This is a genomic window from Mesorhizobium sp. CA15, assembly GCF_020165215.1.
Taxonomy (GTDB): Bacteria; Pseudomonadota; Alphaproteobacteria; order Rhizobiales; family Rhizobiaceae; genus Mesorhizobium.
This window is the reverse complement of record NZ_JAIUHQ010000022.1, coordinates 58,490-80,094: the sequence shown is the minus strand read 5'-3', so window position 1 is coordinate 80,094 and position 21,605 is coordinate 58,490. Positions and strand designations below refer to the sequence as shown.

Genomic DNA, 21,605 nt, shown 5'->3' with positions numbered 1-21,605 from the left:
CATCTCCCCCGCAAGGGGGGAGATTAGCTGTTTCAACGCCTCGCTCATTTATGCAACGTCAGAAATTGGCGAGGCCTTCGTAAAGTCTGATCTCCCCCCTTGCGGGGGAGATGCCGGCAGGCCAGAGGGGAGTGCTGTCCCGCCGTGCTTCTCTAATAGTCCCGGCCCCTACCAATCCATCACAACCTTCCCAGAACTCCCACTCCTCATCGCATCGAATCCGACCTGGAAATCGTCGATCCCGATCCGATGCGTGATCAACCCGGAAACATCCAGCGGCCCCTGCACGAGCGCAATCATCTTGTACCAGGTCTCGAACATCTCGCGGCCGTAGATGCCCTTCAGATGCAGCATCTTGAAGATGACCTTGTTCCAGTCGATCTCGAAGCCGGTCGGCGCGATGCCGAGGATGGCGATCTTGCCGCCATTGTTCATGGTGTCGATCATGTCGCGGAAAGCGGGAGCCGCGCCCGACATCTCCAGCCCGACGTCGAAACCTTCGCTCATGCCGATCGACGGCATAACGTCGCGCAGCTTTTCCTTCGAGGCGTCGACGACATGCTGGACACCGAGTTTTCGCGCCAGATCCAATCGCACCGGGTTGATATCGGTGATGACGACCTTTCGCGCGCCGACGCATTGCGCCACCAGCGCACCCATGATGCCGATCGGCCCGGCGCCGGTGACCAGCACGTCCTCGCCGACCAGATCAAAGGACAAGGCTGTGTGCACGGCATTGCCCAGCGGATCGAAGATAGCGGCGATCTCGTCCGGCACATCGTCGGGGATCGGCACGACATTGTGCTGTGGGATCGCCAGATACTCGCCGAAGGCGCCGGGACGGTTGACGCCGACGCCGAGCGTGTTGCGGCAGAGATGCCCTCGGCCGGCGCGGCAGTTGCGGCAATGGCCGCAGACGATGTGGCCTTCGCCCGACACGCGCTGGCCGACCTTGTATTCGGTGACCGCGGAGCCGAAATCAGCGACCGTGCCGACGAATTCGTGGCCCGTCACCATCGGCACGGGCACCGTCTTCTGCGCCCACTGGTCCCAATTGTAGATATGGACGTCGGTGCCGCAGATCGCGGTCTTCTTGACCTTGATCAGCACGTCGTTGGGGCCGATCTCCGGCACCGGCACCTCTTCCATCCAGATGCCCGGCTCGGCCTTGGCCTTCACCAGCGCCTTCATCATATTCGACATCAGACGCTCCTCAAAAATCTTGCCTGTCTCGATGGGATCGGTTTCATCAGTGCGCCGCCTCCAGAATGTTCTTCAGCCGGAGCAAGTCTCGATCGGTCGAACGCCGAACGGCCAGGGCGATAAACGGCGCCACAAGACGGGAAAAGCCTGTCGGGGTACCGCGGTTCCGGAGCGCCATATGGGTAGCGCCTTCTCGGGTATCGCGCCATGCATAACTCGTTTCCATGGGAAACGGTCCTTCGGCGGTTCGCATCACCAGCCGCTCGCCCTGCACGAGATCGACAATTTCGTAGGTGTAAACAAGGCGCTGTCCGAGGAACTGCGCTACGAATGCAATTCTCGATCCTACCTGGACCGGTCGGGGCGTCTTCCATTCGACCGATTTGATATTGACGTACCAGCGGGGCACGTTGTCCGGATCGGCGGAAAAGGCGGCGACGACCGCGCGGGGCCTGGCGATCTCGATCCTGCTCGTGACATCGATCGTCATGGCCGACTTCTGTTTTCCTCGGCGTGGGTCAAGCGATTACACCCAGTTCTTTTCCCACGTCGCCGAAGGCCGCGACGGCCCTGTCGATGTCGGCGCTGGAATGGGCGGCAGACATCTGCGTGCGGATGCGCGCCTGACCTTTCGGCACCACCGGGAAGGAGAAGCCGATGACGTAGATGCCACGCTCCAGCATGCGCTGCGCCATCTCCTGCGCCAGCGCCGCGTCGCCCAGCATCACCGGGATGATCGGATGATCGGCGCCAGCCAGCGTGAAGCCGAGCTTGCCCATCCTGGAACGGAACCGGCCCGCATTGGCATATAGGCGCTCGCGCAACGCGTCGCCATGGCGGATCAGGTCGAAGACCTTGATCGAGGCGCCGGCGATCGCCGGCATCAGCGTGTTGGAGAAGAGATAGGGGCGCGAGCGCTGGCGCAGCCAGTCGACCACCTGGCCTTTGCCCGACGTGTAGCCGCCGGAGGCACCGCCCAGCGCCTTGCCAAGCGTGCCGGTAATGATGTCCACCCTGCCCTCGACGCCGCAATGCTCGGCCGAGCCACGGCCGTTCTTGCCGACGAAGCCGACCGCATGGCTGTCGTCGACCATGACCATGGCGTCATATTTCTCGGCGAGGTCGCAGACGCCCTTGAGATTGGCAATGATGCCGTCCATCGAGAACACGCCGTCGGTGGCGATCAGCCGAAAGCGGCAGTCCTTGGCCTCCTTCAGCCGGGCCTCGAGATCGGCCATGTCGTTGTTGGCGTAGCGGAAACGTTTGGCCTTCGAGAGCCGCACGCCATCGATGATCGAGGCGTGGTTCAGCGCATCCGAGATGATGGCGTCCTCCTCGCCGAGCAGCGTTTCGAACAGGCCGCCATTGGCGTCGAAGCAGGAAGAATAGAGGATGGTATCGTCCATGCCCAGAAAGGAAGAGATGGTCGCCTCAAGCTGCTTGTGTTCCTCCTGCGTGCCGCAAATGAAGCGCACGGAGGCCATGCCGTAGCCGTAGCGGTCGAGCGCGTGCTTTGCCGCGTCGCGCAGATCCGGGCTGTCGGCGAGCCCGAGATAGTTGTTGGCGCAGAAATTCAGCACCTTTTCGCCGCCGACCTCGATCTCGGCGGACTGCATCGAGGAGATCACCCGCTCGGACTTGTAGAGTCCGGCCGATTTCAGCCCTTGAAGCTCGCTGTCGATATGGGAAAGGAATGCTTTGCTCATGGTCGGCCCTGTTCGGTTCGAGGCCGGACTGTCGCGCTACGGGCACGAAAAATCCATCGCAAAAGCGACCGCTTCGGTGGCGCTGCGAAAGCCCGGTCGCAATCCCTGCGATGGCGTAGCGGCAATAGGATCAAAAAAGAGATGTGCAAGAAAGGACGTGATAACCATCTTGCGAGCTTTTCCGCGCTGCCGCGATCACCTTGCCGACCCGTTAACCCTTTCAAGTTAATCGTTTTCCCGCCACGAATCCTTGGCAGGTATCCGTCGACCGGAGGGGTCACCCAGTTATGTCGCAGCAGCCAGTGCAGAGCGTTTCGCGCAAGCTGATCCTGCTCATCAAGACCGGCTACTGGCTGGCGCTGACGATCATCGCCGCCATGGTGATCGCCTCCTTCATCCTTCTGCAGCAGTTGATGGCGCAGCAACAGCACAATGATGCGCTGCTCGACATCGTCCAGACGCAGAAGGCGCTGTCGCAGCGCATCGTCTTCCTGGCCAGCGCCACGGGTGCTGCCTCGCGCGACAAGCAGCCGGCGCTGGTGACCGCGCTCAAGCAGGCGACCGGCGAGTTCGAAACCAATTACGACCGGCTGCTCACCGAGACCGGCGCCGACCCGCTGTCGCCGGCGCGCAACGATCCCAAATCGATCGAATACGTGCTGTTCAGCAAGCCGTTCCATCTCGACTATTTCTCCGTCGGTCTGGTGGCCAACGGAGAGCGACTGGCCTCGTCCTTCGGATCCCAACTCGGCATGCAAAGCGATGGCTACAAGGGCGGCACCGAGCGCGCCGGCCTCGACGCCTCCCTCGCCAATGCGACCTTGTCCGGCTATGCCGCGCTCGGCCAGCGCATCAGCGCCTTTGCAGACGAACGCTCCGGTCAATTGCTCAACCTGCACCGCACCCTTTTCTTTGCCACCCTTGGCGTCATCGTGCTGGTCGCGTTGTTCATTTTCCGGCCGATGTCCAACGCCATCCTGCGCAAGACACGCGAGCTGGTCGACGCGCGCAACTCGATGGCCTTCATCGCCGTGCATGACGGCCTGACCGGGCTGCACAACCGCACCTTCCTTACCGACCATTTCGAAACGCTGATCAAAGGCGCTCACCGCCGCCGCGAGCGCCTGGCGGTGATCCAGCTCGATCTCGACCGCTTCAAGCAGATCAACGACACGCTTGGCCATGCTGCCGGCGACTACGTGCTGGTGGTGACCGCGCAGCGCATGCGCGATTCCTGCCGCGCGTCGGATCTGTGCGCGCGGCTTGGTGGCGACGAGTTCGTCATGATCCTCAACGGCGCCGGCAGCACCGAGGACATCCATGCGCTGGCCAAGCGCATTCTCGGCGAGATCAACGAGCCGATCACGTTCCAGGGCACGACCATCATGCCCGGCGCCAGCGCCGGCATCGCCGTCTATCCGGTCGACGCCGACAACGCGCAGGACCTGCTCGTCCATGCCGATCTCGCGCTTTATTCCGCCAAGAAGCTCGGCGGCGGCAACTTCTCCTTCTTCTCCGAGGAACTGCGCCGCGAGCTCGACTACCGCAAGCAGCTCGAACAGGACATCCGCACGGCGATCGCCAACAAGAGTTTTGAGGTCTATTTCCAGCCGCAGGTATCGCTGACCAGCGGCAAGATCAGCGGCATCGAGGCGCTGGTGCGCTGGAAGCACGCGACGCGCGGTATGATCTCGCCCGGCGAATTCATTCCCGTCGCCGAAAAATGCGGCTTCATGCCGGATGTCGGCCGCATCGTTATCGCCAAAGCGATCGAGGAAGCCGCCGAATGGAACCGCGCCGGCATCGATTTCGGGCGCATCGCCGTCAATGTCTCGGGCACGGAGCTGCGCGAGCTCGATTTCGACGCCTTCTTGTTCGGCACGCTGGAGCGGGCCGGGCTGCCCCCACAGAAGCTGGCGCTGGAGATCGTGGAATCCGTCATCCTCGATGACGAGAAGACCGGGATCGCCGCCAAGCTGCGCCACATCCGCGCCGCCGGCGTGCATCTCGAGCTTGACGACTTCGGCACCGGCTATGCCTCGCTCAGCCACGTCAACCCCAACGAGATCGACCGGCTCAAGATCGACCGCCGCTTCGTCCAGAACATCAACGAGAACGGCGACAACTCCAAGATCGTGCGCGCCATCACCGAGCTTGCGCGGGGGTTGGGCATCTCGATCGTCGCCGAGGGAGCCGAAACCGAGGCCGAGCTCGACTCGCTGATGGCGATCGGCTGCGATCAGGTGCAAGGCTATTCCATCGCCTTCCCGATGCCGCAGGACAAGGCGCGCGAATGGCTTTTGGCGCGTAGCCCGAAGAAGACGAAGCTGAAGGTGCTGCAGGGCAGCTTGGCCTAAGGTCAGTTGCTATTCGGGTGAGGCCGGCCCGTGAACAGCGGCCTTCTGCGCTTCCGGTGCTCACGTACGTTAAGTACGCTCCCCTCCGGCTTTCGCCGGCCGAAGCCCTCATAGGTATCTCCGCCCTATGAAGGCTACGGCGAGGCTACACCTTCGGCGCGATATCGGACTACGACTGAGGCGGCTCGGCGTTGCGCCTAAGGGCCGCAAGCACCTGCGTGAACTCGGCGAGCTTGTCATCGGGGATACCAGCCCGCAGACGCTTGTCGAAGGCTACCGCCGCGAGGCGCAACTTTTCGAACAGCGCTTCGCCGGCTTCCGTCAACGCCACCTGGTGGACCCTGCGGTTTTCCGGATCGCGGCGACGTGTCAGCAACCCTTGCGCCTCCATGCCGTTGAGGTGATGGGTGAGAGTCGCGCCCTGGATACCGATCATGCCGGCAAGCTCGCGCTGGTTCGCCAGTTCCTTCGACTTGACCGACAGCAAAGTCACCCAGACCGGCAGCGTGCCGCCGGCCTCAACCATCGCGGCATCGAAAGCCTGCGCCACCACTTTCGAGGTGCGAGCCAGAGTCATGCCGACGGGCGGACGGTCAAACGGTGTCATGACCTGACAGTAGAGCAAAGCGATTGGAACATGAAACCTGGCTTCATGATTGACATCTAACCGTTAGATATCTAACTTTGTCTTATTGATGGCGTCGGCATGCTGCGACGCGCGGCGGGCGGCAGAGAGGAATGCGGTCATGCAATATGTCTATATCGTCACCATCGGTCTGCACGTCATGGCCGGCGTGTTCTGGGCCGGCACAACCATTGCGGTTGCCCGCGATCCGGAGATCAAGGCGGAGCGCTTCATCCGACCGCAGCTCGGCGCCTCCGGCCTGGCGTTCCTGACCGGCATATTGCTCTGGTATTTCTTCCACGAAGGGGCTTTCGGCTCAATGGAGAAGGTGCTGGCGCTGGGCATTTTGACGGCGCTGGTCGCCGCCGGCGTGCAGGGCGCGCTTGTCGCCTCCGCCAGCAGACAGCTGGCCGGTGCAGATCAGGCGACGCAAACCCAGCTGCGGGCGAAAATGACGAGAGGCGAACGCATTGCCGGCGGGCTGCTGGTCATCACCGTGTTTTGCATGGCGTCTGCCAAGCTGTTTTGAAATCGCACGGCCGGCAAAACCGACCGGGCGCGGCGCGCAACGGACCAAAGCGGCAGATGGCTCTCCTGGCAAAGGTCCGTTGCGCGCCACAACCGTCAGATCCTGATCCCGAACCGGATGCCGTCATAGATGGCGGCGTGGATGTTGCGCGAGGCGACAGCGTCACCGATGCGAAACATCACGAAGCCGCCTTCGGAATTGCGAGCGGGGAAGATGTCGCCGCCGCTCACCAGCCGCTCATAGTCGACCGCGCCGCCATTCTTCGACAAAGGCTTGAGCGCAAGGTAGAGATCGTCGAGCGGCACGGTGCCGTGCTCGACCACCACCTGGTCGATGCGCCGCTCGCCGCGCCAGCCGTCTGCGAAGTCCGACGCCAGCTCGGCGACGAGCTGGTTGCCCTCGCGCCGCACCGAACGCAGGCGGGTGTTGATGGTGACGGTGACGCCTTTTTCGTGGAAGGCGCGCATATAGGGCACGTGGTTCAGACCGCCCATTTCCGGCGCGAAGAAGCGCTCGGGCGAAACCAATTCCAGCTTCGAGCCACTGTTGGCGATCAGCTCGGCGGCGCCCATGCCCTGATGGCCGCCATTGTCGTCGTAAAGCAGCACGTTCTCGGCCGGCTTGACGCTCCCGGCCATGATGTCCCAGCTCGAGGTGACAAGATTGTCGCCGGCCGTCAGCGGCGGGTTCTGCGGCATGCCGCCGGTCGCCACGATCACCACATCCGGCGCCAACGCCAGCACGTCATCCTTCTCGGCCCAAGTGTCGTAGCGGATCTCGACGCCGAGACGGTCGAGCTCGGCCAATCGCCAGTCGATGATGCCGATCAGCTCCTTGCGGCGCGGGTTCTGGGTTGCCAAGCGCACCTGTCCTCCGGCCTGGCTTGAGGCTTCGAGCACAGTCACCTGATGACCGCGTTCGGCGGCGACGCGGGCGGCCTCCAGACCGCCGGCGCCAGCGCCCACCACCACGACTTTCTTCTTCGGTCCCTCGCTCTTGGCGATGACGTGCGGAATGGTCGCCTCGCGGCCGGTCGCGGCGTTGTGGACGCACAGCGCCTCGCCGCCCTCATAGATGCGGTCGAGACAATAGGTGGCGCCGACGCAGGGGCGGATCTCGTGCTCGCGGCCTTCCATCACTTTGCGGATGATATGCGGATCAGCGATATGGGCGCGGGTCATGCCGACCATGTCGAGCTTGCCGGTGGCGATGGCGTGGCGAGCCGTGGCGACATCGGAAATGCGCGCCGCATGGAAGGTCGGGAATTTCGTCGCCGCCCTCACCTCGCCGGCGAAATCGAGATGCGGCGAGGATCGCATGCCGGCCACCGGGATGACCTTGGTCAGCGACGCATCGGTCTCGATCGTGCCGCGGATGATGTTGAGAAAATCAACCTTGCCGGATGAGGCCAAGCGCCTGGCGATCTCGACGCCAACTTCCTTCGAGATGCCCTTTTCGACATCCTCGTCGGCGACCATGCGGATGCCGACGATGAATTCTTTACCGACCACTGCGCGCACGGCGTCGAGCACCATGTCGGTGAAGCGCAGCCGGTTGTCGAGCGAGCCGCCGAACTCGTCGTCGCGATGGTTGGTGAGCGGCGACCAGAAGCCGTCCATCAGATGGCCATAGGATTCGAACTCGATGCCGTCGAGCCCGGCTGCCTGGCAGCGCTGCGCGGCCGAAGCATAGTCGGCGACGATGCGCTCGATATCCCACTCCTCGATGGTCTTCGGGAACGCGCGGTGGGCCGGCTCGCGCACCGGCGAGGCCGAAAGCACCGGCAGCCAGTCGGCCTTGTTCCAGCCCGTGCGGCGGCCGAGATGAGTGATCTGGATCATCACCTTGCAGTCATGCTCATGGCAGGCATCGGCGAGTTCGGCCAACCACGGCACGATCCTGTCGTCATAGACATGCAGATTGCCGAAGGCAGCCGGACTGTCGCGCGAGACGATCGCCGAGCCCGCCGTCATGGTCAGCGCCATGCCACCCTTGGCTTTCTCGGCATGATAGAGCCGGTAGCGCTCCTTCGGCATGCCGTCCTCGGAATAGGCCGGCTCATGGCTCGTCGACATCACCCGGTTCTTCAGCGTCAGGTGCTTGAGCTGATAGGGTTGGAGAAGCGGGTCGTTGCTGGTCATTGTCTTCCTGCCGTTTCAAATTGTGCGGGAGCGGAGCGCTCCCGCTTCCATTTCACGCATCGGATTCATCCGAAAACCGCTGCGCACTTTTCGGTCCGATGCTAATGAGCGGTCAAACGCGCTGCGCCCGAGAGGACTGCAACGCTTCTTTCAACCTTCGTTTCGCGCCCGCCGCATTGAACTGCGCTTCTAACGGCCGGGAGCAAGGAGCCCGCCCATGACCGACGCCAAAAACCTCACCCAGCTCGGCAAGCACGTCGAGACGCCACAGAGCCCCGAACAGGCGGTTCTGGAGACCGTGCCTTTCAATCGCGGCGACGGCCCGCCGGCGATCGTGCGCTTCACCTGCCCCGAATTCACCTCGCTGTGCCCAGTCACCGGCCAGCCGGATTTCGCCCACATCGTCATCGACTACGCGCCTGACCGGACGCTGGTGGAATCGAAGTCGCTGAAATTGTTCATGACCTCGTTCCGCAACCACGGCGCCTTCCATGAGGAGTGCACTGTGATGATCGGCCGCCGCATCGTGGAGGCCACCAAGCCGCTCTGGCTGCGCGTGGGCGGCTACTGGTTCCCGCGCGGCGGCATCCCCATCGACGTCTTCTGGCAGACCGGCGCGCCACCCAAGGACGCCTGGCTGCCGGATACCGGCGTTGCGCCCTATCGCGGGCGCGGTTGAGATTTGTTGCGAAGGGCTGGCGCGAAAGCGCGCGAAGGATCGCCGACGCTGATCTTTAGTCACTTTCATTCGCATTGGTACTGGCTGAGCGCCCACTCGCCGGTGACCGACAGAAGGTCGGAGACCTTCCAGGCGCCGCCGACCTTCTTCAGCTTCCATTCCAGCCGGTGCTGGTGGCCTTCGACGACGAAGGCGACGACCACCTTGGCCTCGTCGCCATTGACGGCTTCGATGGTGCGCAGGCTCCGGTCGATGGCGAGCTTGTCATAATCTACATTGTCGAGCGCCATGTTGGGGTCGAGGCATTCGCCCTGCCCCGAGACGCGTAGCGCATCGCTCTTGTCGAGCACGGTTTTCGCCGGATCGATGAAGTTCTTGCGCTGAGAAGGGTCGAGTTCCAACCCGACATGTTCGTAGAACGGCTTCACCACCGCGGTCGGCGATCCGGGCAGGACAGGTGCGACGGGCGCCGGTTCGGTCGGCTTGATTTCCGGCGCCGCGGCAGGCGGCGACTTGTCGACCGCTGGCGGCGACTTGTCGATCTCGGGCGCTTTGTCGCCTGAAGACGCGTTCGGGGGCGGCGAGCCGAAGAGCGCCTGCGCCGAGGCTCCGCCGCTCAGCCCCGCGGCCAGCATCGACAAGCTCGACAGCACGAGGACGGACCAGCGAAGCACGGCGTCACTCCGTCGAGGCGCCGCATTCCAGCGCGCTGAGCTTCCAGTCGCTGGTCTTGGAGGTGATATCGGCGATCTTCCACTTGCCGTCCACTTTCTTCAGCGACCACACCATTTCGCGTTTGGAGTCATCGCCTTCCGGGAAAAGATTGAAGCTTGCCGTCACCTCGGCGGTGTCGCCGTTGACGGCTTCGGTGAGCTTCAGCGTCTTCGACAGGGTCTTCTGGTCGAAATCCTGGGCGTCGAGGCCCGGGTCGAAGTCGATACAGGATACCTCGTCGGGCTTCTCCTTCTGCGCCTTGTCGTTGGCTTCGAACAGCTTGGTCACCGGCTCGGTGAAGCGGTCGCGGTATTTGGCGTCCGCCTCGAACTTCACCTCCGGCACGTAGAAGAACTTCACGGTGTTGGAAGCCGGCCCGGCAAGCGCGGCGCCGGGCAAGGCTATCGACATGGCAGCGGCAAGCACTATCGGCTTCATGCAGGATCTCCGGAGGTTCGGTGCGTGGCGGCAAGCTCGCTGCCACGCATCCTGCATACCGGCTTTTTTGCGGCTCATGAAGTCCAGTCGCGCTCAGGCATCCAGCCAGACGTTCTGGAAGTCCATTTCGTAGGTCTGGTGCATCGAATAGTTCTTCACCTTCTTGTTCATGTGGCAGTAGAGCTTCTGCCAGAAGGGCTGGATGATGACGCCGGAATCCTGCAGGATCGCCTCGACATCCTTCATCACCTCCTTGCGCTTGGCGACGTCGATCTGCGACAGCGCATCCTTGAGCTTGGCGTCGAACTCCGGGTTGGAATAGGCTGTCTCGTTCCAGGCCTCGCCGGTGCGGTAGCCGAGCGCCAGCACCTGCACGCCGAGCGGGCGCATGTACCAGATGGTCATAGAATAAGGATATTTCGTCCAGTCGTTCCAGAAGGTCGAGCCGGGCAGCACCGTGCGCTTCACCTTGATGCCGGCGTCGCGCAGCTGGCCGGCAATCGCATCGCCGGTGTTCTTCTGCCATTCGTCCTCGACGGTGATCAGCTCATGCTCGAAATCGGCCTGACCTGCCTCCGCCATCAGCTTCTTGGCGCCGGCGGCGTCGCGCTCCTTCTTGGGCAGCGGGTAGTATTCAGGATGTATCGGGCTGACATGGTGGTTCTCGCCGACCGTGCCGCGGCCATTATAGCCGAGCTGCATCACCTGGTTGTTGTCGACCGCCATCTGCAGCGCGTTGCGCACCCGCTTGTCGTCATAGGGCTTATGCGTGATGTTGGTGCGGGCAACGAGCGTGGTCGCCGTCGCGACCTCCGACTTCACCAGATCCATCTTGTCTAGCGGGTCGATGTAGTCGGCCGGCGTTTCGAAGTCGAGGTCGATCTCGCCGGAATCGAAGGCATTGAGCGTGGCGTTGAAGTCGGTGCCGTAGTCGATGAACTCGACCCCGTCGAGCGGCGCTTCGCCGCCCCACCACTTGCCGTTCTCGCGGCGCTTGACGACCGCCTTCTGACCAACCGAATAGGACACCAGCTCGAAAGCTCCGGTGCCGATCGGCTTCTTGATCGGGTCGGCGCCGTCCTTGTCGAAGTCGCGGTGCACGACCAGGGCCGGATAGTCGGTGAGGCCGGGGATGATGGCGATGTCGGCTTCGTTGAGCTTCAGCTTGACCGTGTGGTCATCGACCTTGGTGATCGCGCCGTCCTTGGCCTTGCCAGTCTTGGCATCGATCAGCGCGCCGACACGAGCCGCCATGGAATTGCCGGACGCCCCCTTCTCGCACCAGCGGTTCAGATTGAAAACCACATCATCGGCGTTGAAGGCATCGCCATTGTTCCAGGTCACGCCCTTGCGCAGGTGCAGCGTGTATTCGGTGGCGTCGTCATTGACGTCCCAGCTTTCGAGCAGCACCGGCTCGAAAGTGAACTGGTGCGTGTAGCGCACCAGCGGTTCCAGCCACGTGCGGGTGACGTTTGCCATCTCCGTCCAGTCATAGGTGCGCGGATCCTTCTGCGCCTTGACCGACATCGCGACATGTAGCGTACCGCCCTTCTTGGGCTCATCGGCAAGGGCCTTGGTCGGCGCGGCAAGGCCGAGCATGCCATAGGCGAAAGCCGTCGATGCACCGAAAGCGCTTGCCAGAGCCAGGAATTCGCGCCGGTCGACACGCCCTGCCCGCGCCTCCTCGGCCATCGCTTCGATAGCGGCCGGAACCCGGTCGCCATTGCTTCTGAACAGTGTCATTCTCTTTCTCCCATTGGTTTGAGCGGGTCTTTTGCCCTTTTGCTTGAACTTTCGTCTATTAACTAACGCTGTCCGGCAGCTTTTCCTCACGCCGGGCGATCAAATCCCTGAGACCTTCGGCGATGCCTTCGTCGAGCTTCGGCTCCTGGTAGTCGGCGAGCATGGCGCGCGCCTTTTCTCGGCCGCGCGTGTCATGATCCTTGGCGCCTTCGGCGCTCCACTGCTCGAAGGAATTGAAGTCCATGATGTTGGGCATGAAGAAGGCGCTCTCGAAATGCTCGAGCGTGTGCTGCGTGCCGAGGAAATGCCCTTGCGGACCGACCTCGCGGATTGCCGCCATCGCTTCCTTGAAATCGTCGAAGGGAACGCCCCCGGCATATTTGTACCAGCCGACCAGCTGCTCGCAGTCGGTGGCGAATTTCGAATAACCGCAGGTGAGGCCCGCCTCCAGCCAACCGGCGGAATGCCAGATGTAGTTGGCGCCGGAAAGGATCGCGGCATGCATCAGCATGTTCGCCTCATAGCCGGCCTGGGCGTCATTGAGCTTGGAGCCGACATGGAAGCCGGAGGTGCGCCAGGGCAGCTTGTATTTCCTGGCCAGGGCGCCCATCAGATACATCATCTGCGCGGCTTCCGGCGTGCCGCCCATCGGCGCGCCGGTCTTCATGTCGACGGTGACCATGAACTGGCCGTAGAGCTGCGGCGAGCCGGGCCGGATGAGCTGGGTCAAAGCCACGCCGGCGAGCGCCTCGGCATTGACCTGCGCCACCGCGCCGACGGCGGAGGCCGAGGTCGAGGCGCCGCATAGCGCGAAAGGCGCCAGGATCAGCGGCTGGTTGTGGCTCGCATAGACCCGCATGGCGTCGATCATGGTGGCGTCCCAGACCAGCGGCGAATTGCAGTTGGTGATCGCCACCAGCACCGGGTTGTCGCGCACGAAGTCCTCGCCGAAGACGATGCCAGCCATCGCCATCGTGTCCTCGGCGCGCTCCTTCGACGTGACGATGCCCATGAACGGTTTGTCGGAATGTTTCAGCGCCGAATGGATGATGTGGAGATGCCGCTTCGGCACGGCGATTTCCATTGGCTCGCAGATGACCGAGCTCGACGAATGCAGCGCCGGCGCCATGTAGGCCATCTTGTGAAAATTGTTGAGGTCGGCCAGCGTGCCGTAACGGCGCTTGTTGTCGAAGTCGCGGATATAGGGAGCGCCATACATCGGCACGAAGATCGAGTTCTTGCCGCCGACGCGCACCGTGCGCTCCGGATTGCGCGCGTTGAGCGTGAATTCCGGCGGAACTTTCGAGACGAGTTCCATCAGGAGTGCGCGGTCGATGCGGACGCGCGTTTGCCTGACATCGGCGCCGGCGGCCTTCCAGAGCTCGATCGCCCCGTCGTCGCGGAATTCGCACCCCACTTCCTCGAGGATCTTGAGCGATTCCTCGTGGATCAACTCCACCGCCTCGTCGGGCACGATCTCATAGGCGGGGATCTTGCGCACAAGGGTGGGGAAGGACGCGATCGGCGCGCTTCTCAGCGCCTTGCGGCCAAGACGGCCGCCGCCGCGGCGGTGGGTCTGTTCGGTCAATTCAACGGCCGGTGCGTTCATGGAGGCTCCTTCTTCCCGCCACTCACGTTAGCGAGGCAAAATATGGCTGTGACGCTGGAAAATCCTGATCTTCTGTATAAGTTCACCTTATGCGAAGCCTGCGCCACCTCCTGCCCTCCGCCGGCAGCCTCATCGTCTTCGAAGCCGCCGGCCGGCTGTCGAGCTTCACTGCCGCCGGGCGCGAGCTCGGCATGACGCAGGCCGCCGTTTCCTATGCCGTTCGCGGCCTGGAGGAGCAGCTCGGCGCCAAGCTCTTCCAGCGGCGCCACCGCCAGGTGCTTCTGACGGAAGCCGGCGAGCGCTTCCATGCCGACGTCTCGCTCGGCCTGTCGCATATCCGCAAGTCGGCAGAGGACCTGCGCCTGCAGGCAACCGGCGGCCATGTGACTTTGGCCGCCTCGACGGCTTTCGGCTCGTTCTGGATGATGCCGCGCCTGCAGCAGTTCCGCGACGAACTGCCGGGTATCGACCTGCGCATCCAGACCGCCGACCGCGACCTCGACATCATCGCCGAAGGGATTCCGCTCGGCGTGCGCGGCGGGGTGCCGCGCGACTGGCCGGACTACCACTCGCTGTCGCTCTCCGACGAGGAGATCTTCCCGGTCGCCGGGCCGAACTACCTCGCGAAATTCGGTAAGCCGAAGACGGTCGAGGAACTGGCAACGCACCGGCTGATCCATCTCGAGGAGCCCTATCGCGAGGCGCCGAACTGGGACGAATGGTTCGCTTCGGCCGGAACCAGCCTGCGCAATGCGGAGCGCGGGTTGCGCATCAACGACTATGCCCTGGTGATCCAGGCGGTGATGGAAGGGCAAGGCATCTCGCTTGGGTGGCGGCACTTGGTCGAGCGTCTGGTGGCATCAGGGCTGCTGGTGCCGGTGACCGATCATGTGATGCGGACCGGCATCGGCTTCCATGTCATCTGGCCGAAGAACCGCGACCTCAGCGACAATGCGCGCAGGGTCAGGGACTGGCTGGTGGCGCAGGCTTAGATTTGCATTCGTTCGGCGATGCAGGCAACGCTGGCGGGACAGCGCCCCCCTCTGGCCTGCCGGCCATCTCCCCCACGAGTGGGGAGATCAGATTTCGCGCCGACCTTAGCCAATCTCCAACGTTGCAAGGGAAGCGCCACCGGCGAAGCTGCCAATCTCCCCCCAAGTGGGGGAGATGTCCGGCAGGACAGAGGGGGGTGCGAAGGATCGCGGCGTTAATTGTTGCCAACTTCATCCTGCCCCTCCCCCACGCCGGTCGAATCCGCCTATAGTCGCCTCATGCCCATCCGCCAGCTTTCCGAAACGATGATCAACCAGATCGCCGCCGGCGAGGTCATCGAGCGTCCGGCGAGCGTGGTGAAGGAGTTGGTCGAGAATGCGCTTGATGCCGGCGCATCGCGCGTGGAGATCGTCACCGCCGGCGGCGGGCTCAATCTCATCCGCGTCACCGATGACGGCTCGGGCATTCCGGAACAGGAACTGGCGCTGGCGGTCGCGCGGCACTGCACCTCCAAGCTGTCCGACAGCATCCACGACATCCGCTCGCTGGGTTTCCGCGGTGAGGCGCTTCCCTCGATCGGCTCGGTGGCCCGGCTGTCGATCCGCTCGCGCACGGCTGGCGGCGACAGCGCGGCCGAGATCGGCATCGACGGCGGGCGCGTCTCGGCGGTGAAGCCGGCGGCGGCAAACCGCGGCACCACGGTCGAGGTGCGCGACCTTTTCTTCGCCACACCGGCCAGGCTGAAATTCATGAAGGGCGAGCGCGCCGAAAGCTCGGCCACCAGCGACGTGGTGAAGCGTATCGCCATCGCCTTTCCCGCTGTCCGCTTCACGCTGGCCGGCGCCGACCGCTCGACGCTGGAACTGCCCGCAACCAGCGACACGCCGGAGGGCCGGCTTGCCCGCGTCGCGCAAGTGATGGGCAAGGATTTCCCGGACAATGCCATTGCCATCGATGCCGCGCGGGAGGGAGTTCACCTTGCCGGCCACGTCTCGATCCCGTCCTACACGCGTGCCAATGCGCTGCAGCAATATGCCTATGTCAATGGACGGCCGGTGCGCGACAAGCTGATCGCCGGCGCGATCCGCGGCGCCTTCGCCGACGTGCTGCCGCGAGACCGGCATGCGGTGACGGTGCTCTTCCTGTCGCTCGATCCCTCGATCGTCGACGTCAACGTCCATCCCGCCAAGGCCGACGTGCGCTTCCGGGATCCCGGCCTGGTGCGCGGGCTGATCGTCGGCGCCATCCGCGAGGCGCTGGCCGGCGCCGGCATCCGCGCGGCAACAACGGGCGCCGCCGGCATGATGGCGGCATTCCGGCCGGGCGCGGCGCCCTACTCGCATGCCGGCCCGGCCAACGGCCATCGCAGCTACGAGGCCACTTATCACGCTTCCGCCTCCGGAGGCTTCGACCCGTTGCGCTCGGCGCAGCGGCCGCTCGACATGGGCGAAGCACGGGCGCCACGAAACGGCTTCGCCGAGAACGAGCAGGCGGCCTTCGACACCGGGCCGCTCGCCAGCGCCGATGTCCGCGCCGGCATGGCCGAGCCGACCGAAGCGCTGCTCGGCATGGTGCTGGGCGTGGCGCGCGCGCAGGTGCATGAGAACTACATCGTCGCCCAAACCAGGGATTCGCTCGTCATCGTCGACCAGCATGCCGCGCATGAGCGGCTGGTCTACGAGGCGCTGAAGAATGCGCTGCACTCGCGCGCCGTGCCCTCGCAGATGCTTCTTCTGCCCGAGATCGTCGACCTGCCGGAAGAGGATGCAGAGCGGCTGGCGATGCATTCCGAGACGCTCGCCAAATTCGGCCTAGGCCTCGAACGATTCGGGCCGGGAGCCGTGGCGGTGCGCGAGACGCCGTCGATGCTGGGCGAGACGAATGTGCAGCAACTGGTACGCGACCTTGCCGACGAGATCGCCGACAACGACACGGTCGAAACGCTGAAGGAGCGGCTGGACAGAATAGCCGCGACCATGGCCTGCCACGGCTCGGTGCGGTCAGGGCGCCTGCTCAAGGCCGAGGAGATGAACGCGCTGCTGCGCCAGATGGAGGCGACGCCCGGATCCGGCACCTGCAACCACGGCCGCCCGACCTATATCGAGCTCAAGCTCGCCGATATCGAAAGGCTGTTCGGGCGGCGGTGAGCGTCCCCTGGCTCGTTGCAACAGCAAGGGTCGGCGCCATACGCTAAATATCATTTCTTGAGGTGGTATTTTCCTGTCTTCGGGTTGAGAACATAGTCGTTCGCGCCTGCGAATTTGCCGCCTCCAAATTCCACCGAAATGATGTCCTTGCCTGCCTCCACCCATTTTTGCACGTTCATATAAATGGGCGTCGTCGACATACCGGCGTTGCAGTCCTCATCGTCGAAGCCGATCTCCTGAATGGCCGTCTTTTTCTTCTTGTTGATCACCAGCATTTTCGTCATGCAGATGCCGGCGTCGGACTTCGTGTAAATCCCAGCAAATCTGTCGCGGGTCGTCTCAGCCCAAAAGGGAATTTCGACGGTCCCGTCGATCTTCAGGTCGCCTGTATTGTCAAGACTTGCGACCTTCCTGAGCGTAACGGGAAATTTGTCCACGCCTTTGCTCCAGCTTCCCGCCGCGCCGCTTTCGCTGATTTCGATAGAGAAAGGACATCCGGTGGTGTCGACGGGTGTTTTCGACCCCATGACGAGGACGCGTTGAAATTCCTGGTCGTCCGCGATCTCGCACAGCGTGAGCTTTGAGCCCTCCGCCTTGCCGTAGATCGCGATTGGGCTTTGCTTGGCGTCGTAGAAATAGCTTCCCTTGACACTGATGCCGCTGCCGAAGCTGGCATAGCGCTGCAGGGAGACGTGAACCGGGTTCGGTCCGATGGAGCCCTCGTAGTTTTCCACCTGGTACCAGCCCGCCAAGGCTTTCCCGCTCAGCATCAGCAGGCAGAAAACCGTGGCAATGAAGCCTCTTCCCATCCCGATCCCCTCCATCAAAGGCGGATCAGGATAGCTTGCCTCACGTCCGCATCACAGGGGGGCGCCCGGTTACCGAGCCCAACTTGTCAATTCGAGTCTGGAAACGATCGCAACCCGTTGATTTACCGCTTCAAATTCACAACGATCACGCCACCCAGCGCCAGCGCGCCGCCGAGGATGCCGAGCAGCGACGGCATTTCGCCCAGCCAGAAGAAGCCGATCAAGGCGGAGGTCGGCGAGACGAGGTAGAGGAAGTTCGAGGCGCGCGCGGCGGGCAGGCGCGACAGCGCGGTCGCCCATGCGGCATAGGCGATCAGCGAGGGCACGATGCCGAGATAGATGACGGCGCCAAGACCGGCGGTGTCGGCGACCGCTGCCTGCGAAAAAGCCTCGGGCAGGAAGGGCGACAGGCAGAGCGCGCCGAGCACCATGTTGGAAGCGGATATCGTCAGAGGATGATGACGGGCAAAGAGCGGCTTCTGCACAATGGTATTGACGGCGGAGCAGAGCGCGGAGCCCAGCACCAGCAGAGCGCCGGCGTTGAAATGAAGGCCGTGCCCGTCGGCCACCGCGATGATGCCGATGCCGGCGAAGGAAATGACGGTGCCCAGCCAGGCAAGCACCGAGAAGCGCTCGCCAAGCAGCGCCATCGCCATGATGGCGGTGAAGATCGGGCTGACATTGATGATGAAGCCAGCCGCACCTGCCGAGACGGTCAGCTCGCCGAAATTGAGCATGGCGGTGTAGAGCGCGACGAAGATGGCGCCGCCGAAGCCGAAGCGCCACAGCTCGTCCACTCGGGGCAGTGCCGGGCGCTTCACCGCGAGGAAGATGGCGGCCGGAACCGCCGCGATGGCAAAGCGCAGCGCGCCGAGCTCCAGCGGCTGGAAGGCGGCAAGGCCGGCGCGGATCGCCGGGAAAGCCGAAGCCCAGCCGATGACCGTCAGCGTCACCGCGATTGCGGCCGCGGTGTCCATGCGCTGTGTCTCATTCAACGTGCCGGTGTAAGCGCTCATTGCCGTAGCCTCGTCTTTCTGCGTCATGGATGCAGAGAACGCCATTGCCGGCCAATTGACAAACGACCAATTCGAGAGTCAGCTGTGAGCATGGATCACAGCTCTGACCAGATACTGCCGCTTGAAACCCTGCGCGCCTTCGATGCGGCGGCGCGCATGGGAAGTTTTTCCGCGGCGGCTGAAAAGCTCAACCTCACTCATGGCGCGGTGAGCCGTCAGATCGCCAAGCTGGAGGACTGGCTTGGCTTGAAAGTGTTCGAGCGCAACGCGCGTGGCGTGACGCTGACGATCGAGGGCAACCGGCTGCATTTGAGGACAGCCGAAGCCTTCGCGCTGATCTCGTTCAACTCCGACCGCTGGGTCGAGCCGCGCGGCACGGCCGTGGTGCGGCTGGCCTCGATCCCGTCGGTGAGCGGACTGTGGCTGATGCCGCGCATGGCCGCGCTGGAGAACCATCCGACCAAGCTGCGCATCGTGCTTGACGTCGACAACCGCCAGGCCGATCTCGCCGACGAAGGCATCGATCTTTCGGTGCGCTGCGGGCGCGGCCGCATTCCGGGCCGCATCTCGGTGCAGCTGTTCGAGGAGCATATTTTCCCGATCGCCTCGCCGGAGCTGGCGAAGGAGATCGGACGAGGCGACCCTGCCCGGCTGCTGAAATTCCCGCTGATCAACGATTCCGACGCATCCGCCTGGCGCGCCTGGCTCGCGGCGCAGGACATGGACTATCGCCCGCGTCCGCAGGACCGGCGTTTCGAGGACTATAATCTGGTGCTCGATGCGGCCGCGCATGGGTTGGGCATAGCGCTGGCGCGGCCACCGCTGACGGCAGACCAACTCCAATCCGGCCGCATCGTTGCCGTCGACGAGCGCGCTGCGCTCAATCCGGTGTCTTACTGGATGGACCGCCCGGTCGGCCGGCCGCGCGCGGCAGCGGCGGACCTTGCCAGGCGCATCGCCGAACAGGCAGGGCTTGCTCCGGAAAAGCTCGAGGCTTTCCTTCAGGACGACGTCTAGAGCGGGCCTATCGAAGCAACAGAACCATGATGGTGGCGGTCACGGCCGAGACGATTGCCGTGACGACCGAAATCGTCCAGAGCGATACCGCAACAGAATCGGATCGCGGCGCGTGACCAGCCGGACGAGCCGCGGCGCCGCGAGGCTGCGGTGCATTGGCGTTGGCCGCGACCAGCATCGCGGCGGAAGCGATGGCCGGCGAAAATGTGGACAATGCAGGCGCAACCGGGGCCCTGGGCGCATTGTCGGCGACCGCTGCCTGCGGTGAGGCGAAGCCGCGCGGTGCCTGATCGGTGTCCGTCGCCGCCCTGCCCGTCGAAGGTCTTGCCGGCGCGTCATCCAAGGCAGCATCGGGCTCCATGACGGCCCGGTAAGCGTCCTCGGCCTCGGAGGACGACAGGCGTGGCGATGCCTGAGCCGCAGGGCGCGGCTGTGCGCTCTGCAGCGCCTGCGCGGCGAACTGCGCCGCCTGCACCATTGATGGCGCCGGCGGCTGGACCAGCGTCTTGATCAAAGCCGCCGTCGCCGGATCGGCCTTGGGCGAAGGCACCGCATGCGGGGTGAGCGCCTCATTGATCAGCGTGTTCAAGCGGGGCGGAGTGATGTCCATGCCGGGGCTCCGGGAATCATTTGTCGCTGCAGCCATACCGGATGAGCATTGCGTCAAGCTTGACGTTGCTTGCGATTTATGGCGATTGAAACCCGATGAACTGCAGCGTCCTTTCATGATGAACCGTTTCGAAGGCCCGGGCGGCAGGGAAGCCCGGATCCGTTATCTCGACGGCGACTTCCAAGTCACCAGTCCCGGCTCCTTCGTGCGCTGTGCGGTGACGGGCGAGAACATTCCGCTCGACGAGCTCAAATATTGGAGCGTCGCCCGACAGGAGCCCTATGTGAACGCCGCGGTGTCGCTTGCCCGCGAGATCGAGATGCACCCGGAATTGCGCAAGCGGGGATAAGCCTTGCGAGCCCATGGCGCTTGGCAGCCAAGCTCGACCGCTCAGGGTACTACATTGAAAAACTTCAGGAAATCTCTCAAGACACTTCTTCGCATGCCGCTTGTCATGCGCGCGAGATGGCGCGATCGGGCGGTGTCGAGGGCGCCCCGATTCAAGCTGACGGCCTGCGCCATCTTCCGCGAGGAAGCGCCGTTCCTGGCCGAATGGATCAGGTTCCATCAGAATGTGGGATTCGAGCATTTCTATCTCTACAACAACTTCTCGACCGACGACTTCAAAGCCGTATTGAATCCGTTCATTCAGGAGGGCCTGGTCACGGTGGTCGACTGGCCGCGGCCGGTGGGGCAGCTGTCGGCTTATAGGGACTGCATCCGCAGGCGCTGGCGCGAAGCGTTGTGGATCGGATTCTTCGACATCGATGAGTTTCTTTTCGCGCCCGACGGACGTGACGTACCCTCGGTTCTGAGGGACTATCGCGACCTGCCAGGCGTTTGCGTCTGGCAAGCTTTCTATGGCTCCTCCGGCCAAGCGGAGCGACCAGAACGGCCGGTGGTCGAGGCCTATACGATGCGAGCCGGGCCGGACATCACGACGGTCAAGACAATCCTCAACCCGCGCATGGTCTACAGGGTGGGCGTCCATCAGTCGAAATTCCTGTCCGGTGAAGGGATGGACACCCGTCGACGGACCATCGCGCCCGGCATGCCTCCCCAGTTCGATATCCTGAGGATCAATCACTATTGGTCGCGATCACTCGCCGACCTCGACCAGAAAATCCGGCGCGGCGACGCCTCGACTTCCGCGCTGCGCGACAGGGATTGGCATTTCGACTTCGAAAGCAAAGTCAATGTCGAGCGCGACGAGGCGATCCTGCAGGCGATGCGGCGCGCAGGATAGCCGTAGCCACTTCTTCCCTTCTC

21 protein-coding genes are annotated in these 21,605 nt (G+C 63.5%); 9 read left to right on the top strand and 12 right to left on the bottom strand.

The window, feature by feature from the left end; translation table 11 throughout:
• Positions 1-168: 168 nt before the first annotated feature.
• The 3 genes from tdh to LB515_RS25525 are packed head-to-tail and all read right to left on the bottom strand — an operon-like array spanning position 169 to position 2,909.
• Entirely contained in the window at positions 169-1,203 is a 1,035-nt protein-coding gene (gene tdh / locus LB515_RS25535) for an L-threonine 3-dehydrogenase (protein ID WP_140840991.1), read from the bottom strand.
• Between the two features lie 46 nt (positions 1,204-1,249).
• On the bottom strand, positions 1,250-1,693 hold the full coding sequence (locus tag LB515_RS25530) for an SRPBCC family protein (protein WP_095767802.1): 444 nt from the start codon (positions 1,691-1,693) through the stop codon (positions 1,250-1,252).
• A gap of 28 nt (positions 1,694-1,721) precedes the next feature.
• Positions 1,722-2,909: a glycine C-acetyltransferase gene (locus tag LB515_RS25525; RefSeq protein WP_224709356.1), complete on the bottom strand. Its 1,188-nt coding sequence runs from the start codon at positions 2,907-2,909 to the stop codon at positions 1,722-1,724.
• Positions 2,910-3,196: 287 nt separating this feature from the next.
• Between LB515_RS25525 and LB515_RS25520 the strand changes: the two genes are divergently transcribed.
• Positions 3,197-5,266 carry a putative bifunctional diguanylate cyclase/phosphodiesterase gene (locus LB515_RS25520; protein WP_224529099.1) on the top strand — a complete coding sequence of 690 codons (2,070 nt, stop codon included), beginning with the start codon at positions 3,197-3,199 and terminating at the stop codon, positions 5,264-5,266.
• Between the two features lie 169 nt (positions 5,267-5,435).
• Here the strand turns inward: LB515_RS25520 and LB515_RS25515 are convergent, their stop codons facing one another.
• Positions 5,436-5,843 carry a MarR family winged helix-turn-helix transcriptional regulator gene (locus LB515_RS25515; protein ID WP_224529100.1) on the bottom strand — a complete coding sequence of 136 codons (408 nt, stop codon included), beginning with the start codon at positions 5,841-5,843 and terminating at the stop codon, positions 5,436-5,438.
• Positions 5,844-6,012: 169 nt separating this feature from the next.
• Between LB515_RS25515 and LB515_RS25510 the strand changes: the two genes are divergently transcribed.
• Positions 6,013-6,420 (top strand): hypothetical protein, encoded by a 408-nt coding sequence (locus LB515_RS25510; RefSeq protein ID WP_140634089.1) that lies wholly within the window; start codon positions 6,013-6,015, stop codon positions 6,418-6,420.
• Between the two features lie 95 nt (positions 6,421-6,515).
• On the opposite strand, the gene LB515_RS25505 is transcribed toward LB515_RS25510, so the two are convergent.
• Positions 6,516-8,561: an FAD-dependent oxidoreductase gene (locus LB515_RS25505; protein ID WP_224709355.1), complete on the bottom strand. Its 2,046-nt coding sequence runs from the start codon at positions 8,559-8,561 to the stop codon at positions 6,516-6,518.
• On the opposite strand from LB515_RS25505, the gene LB515_RS25500 reads away from it, so the two are divergent.
• Positions 8,551-8,754, top strand: a complete 204-nt coding sequence (locus LB515_RS25500) for a hypothetical protein (RefSeq protein WP_140840977.1) — start codon at positions 8,551-8,553, stop codon at positions 8,752-8,754. The genes LB515_RS25505 and LB515_RS25500 overlap by 11 nt on opposite strands.
• 24 nt (positions 8,755-8,778) lie before the next feature.
• The gene (queF, locus tag LB515_RS25495) at positions 8,779-9,240 is read left to right on the top strand and encodes a preQ(1) synthase (RefSeq protein ID WP_224709354.1); all 462 of its coding nucleotides are present in this window, start codon (positions 8,779-8,781) and stop codon (positions 9,238-9,240) included.
• Positions 9,241-9,305: 65 nt separating this feature from the next.
• Here the strand turns inward: queF and LB515_RS25490 are convergent, their stop codons facing one another.
• The 4 genes from LB515_RS25490 to LB515_RS25475 form a co-directional block, all read right to left on the bottom strand.
• A complete protein-coding gene (locus LB515_RS25490; protein WP_224709353.1) occupies positions 9,306-9,914 on the bottom strand; it encodes a hypothetical protein in 609 nt (202 codons plus the stop codon).
• 4 nt (positions 9,915-9,918) lie between these two features.
• Complete coding sequence (locus LB515_RS25485; protein WP_140840963.1) at positions 9,919-10,392, bottom strand: DUF3828 domain-containing protein; 474 nt, start codon at positions 10,390-10,392, stop codon at positions 9,919-9,921.
• 93 nt (positions 10,393-10,485) lie between these two features.
• Entirely contained in the window at positions 10,486-12,135 is a 1,650-nt protein-coding gene (locus LB515_RS25480; protein ID WP_224601679.1) for an ABC transporter substrate-binding protein, read from the bottom strand.
• Positions 12,136-12,193: 58 nt separating this feature from the next.
• Positions 12,194-13,744: a trimethylamine methyltransferase family protein gene (locus LB515_RS25475; RefSeq protein WP_224709352.1), complete on the bottom strand. Its 1,551-nt coding sequence runs from the start codon at positions 13,742-13,744 to the stop codon at positions 12,194-12,196.
• 89 nt (positions 13,745-13,833) lie between these two features.
• Here LB515_RS25475 and LB515_RS25470 point away from each other — a divergent pair, with 89 nt between their 5' ends.
• Both LB515_RS25470 and mutL read left to right on the top strand, forming a co-directional pair.
• The gene (locus LB515_RS25470; RefSeq protein ID WP_224582031.1) at positions 13,834-14,736 is read left to right on the top strand and encodes a LysR substrate-binding domain-containing protein; all 903 of its coding nucleotides are present in this window, start codon (positions 13,834-13,836) and stop codon (positions 14,734-14,736) included.
• A gap of 279 nt (positions 14,737-15,015) precedes the next feature.
• Complete coding sequence (gene mutL / locus LB515_RS25465) at positions 15,016-16,884, top strand: DNA mismatch repair endonuclease MutL (protein ID WP_224601675.1); 1,869 nt, start codon at positions 15,016-15,018, stop codon at positions 16,882-16,884.
• 50 nt (positions 16,885-16,934) lie between these two features.
• Here mutL and LB515_RS25460 read toward each other — a convergent pair whose 3' ends face one another.
• Positions 16,935-17,693 carry a hypothetical protein gene (locus LB515_RS25460; protein ID WP_224709351.1) on the bottom strand — a complete coding sequence of 253 codons (759 nt, stop codon included), beginning with the start codon at positions 17,691-17,693 and terminating at the stop codon, positions 16,935-16,937.
• A 122-nt stretch (positions 17,694-17,815) separates the two neighbouring features.
• The gene (locus LB515_RS25455) at positions 17,816-18,709 is read right to left on the bottom strand and encodes a DMT family transporter (protein ID WP_224709350.1); all 894 of its coding nucleotides are present in this window, start codon (positions 18,707-18,709) and stop codon (positions 17,816-17,818) included.
• Positions 18,710-18,799: 90 nt separating this feature from the next.
• Between LB515_RS25455 and LB515_RS25450 the strand changes: the two genes are divergently transcribed.
• The gene (locus LB515_RS25450; protein ID WP_224709349.1) at positions 18,800-19,726 is read left to right on the top strand and encodes a LysR substrate-binding domain-containing protein; all 927 of its coding nucleotides are present in this window, start codon (positions 18,800-18,802) and stop codon (positions 19,724-19,726) included.
• A 7-nt stretch (positions 19,727-19,733) separates the two neighbouring features.
• Here the strand turns inward: LB515_RS25450 and LB515_RS25445 are convergent, their stop codons facing one another.
• On the bottom strand, positions 19,734-20,336 hold the full coding sequence (locus LB515_RS25445; RefSeq protein ID WP_224709348.1) for a hypothetical protein: 603 nt from the start codon (positions 20,334-20,336) through the stop codon (positions 19,734-19,736).
• A 115-nt stretch (positions 20,337-20,451) separates the two neighbouring features.
• Between LB515_RS25445 and LB515_RS25440 the strand changes: the two genes are divergently transcribed.
• The gene (locus tag LB515_RS25440; protein WP_040986608.1) at positions 20,452-20,685 is read left to right on the top strand and encodes a DUF2093 domain-containing protein; all 234 of its coding nucleotides are present in this window, start codon (positions 20,452-20,454) and stop codon (positions 20,683-20,685) included.
• Positions 20,686-20,778: 93 nt separating this feature from the next.
• On the top strand, positions 20,779-21,582 hold the full coding sequence (locus LB515_RS25435; protein ID WP_224709347.1) for a glycosyltransferase family 92 protein: 804 nt from the start codon (positions 20,779-20,781) through the stop codon (positions 21,580-21,582).
• Positions 21,583-21,605 lie beyond the last annotated feature (23 nt).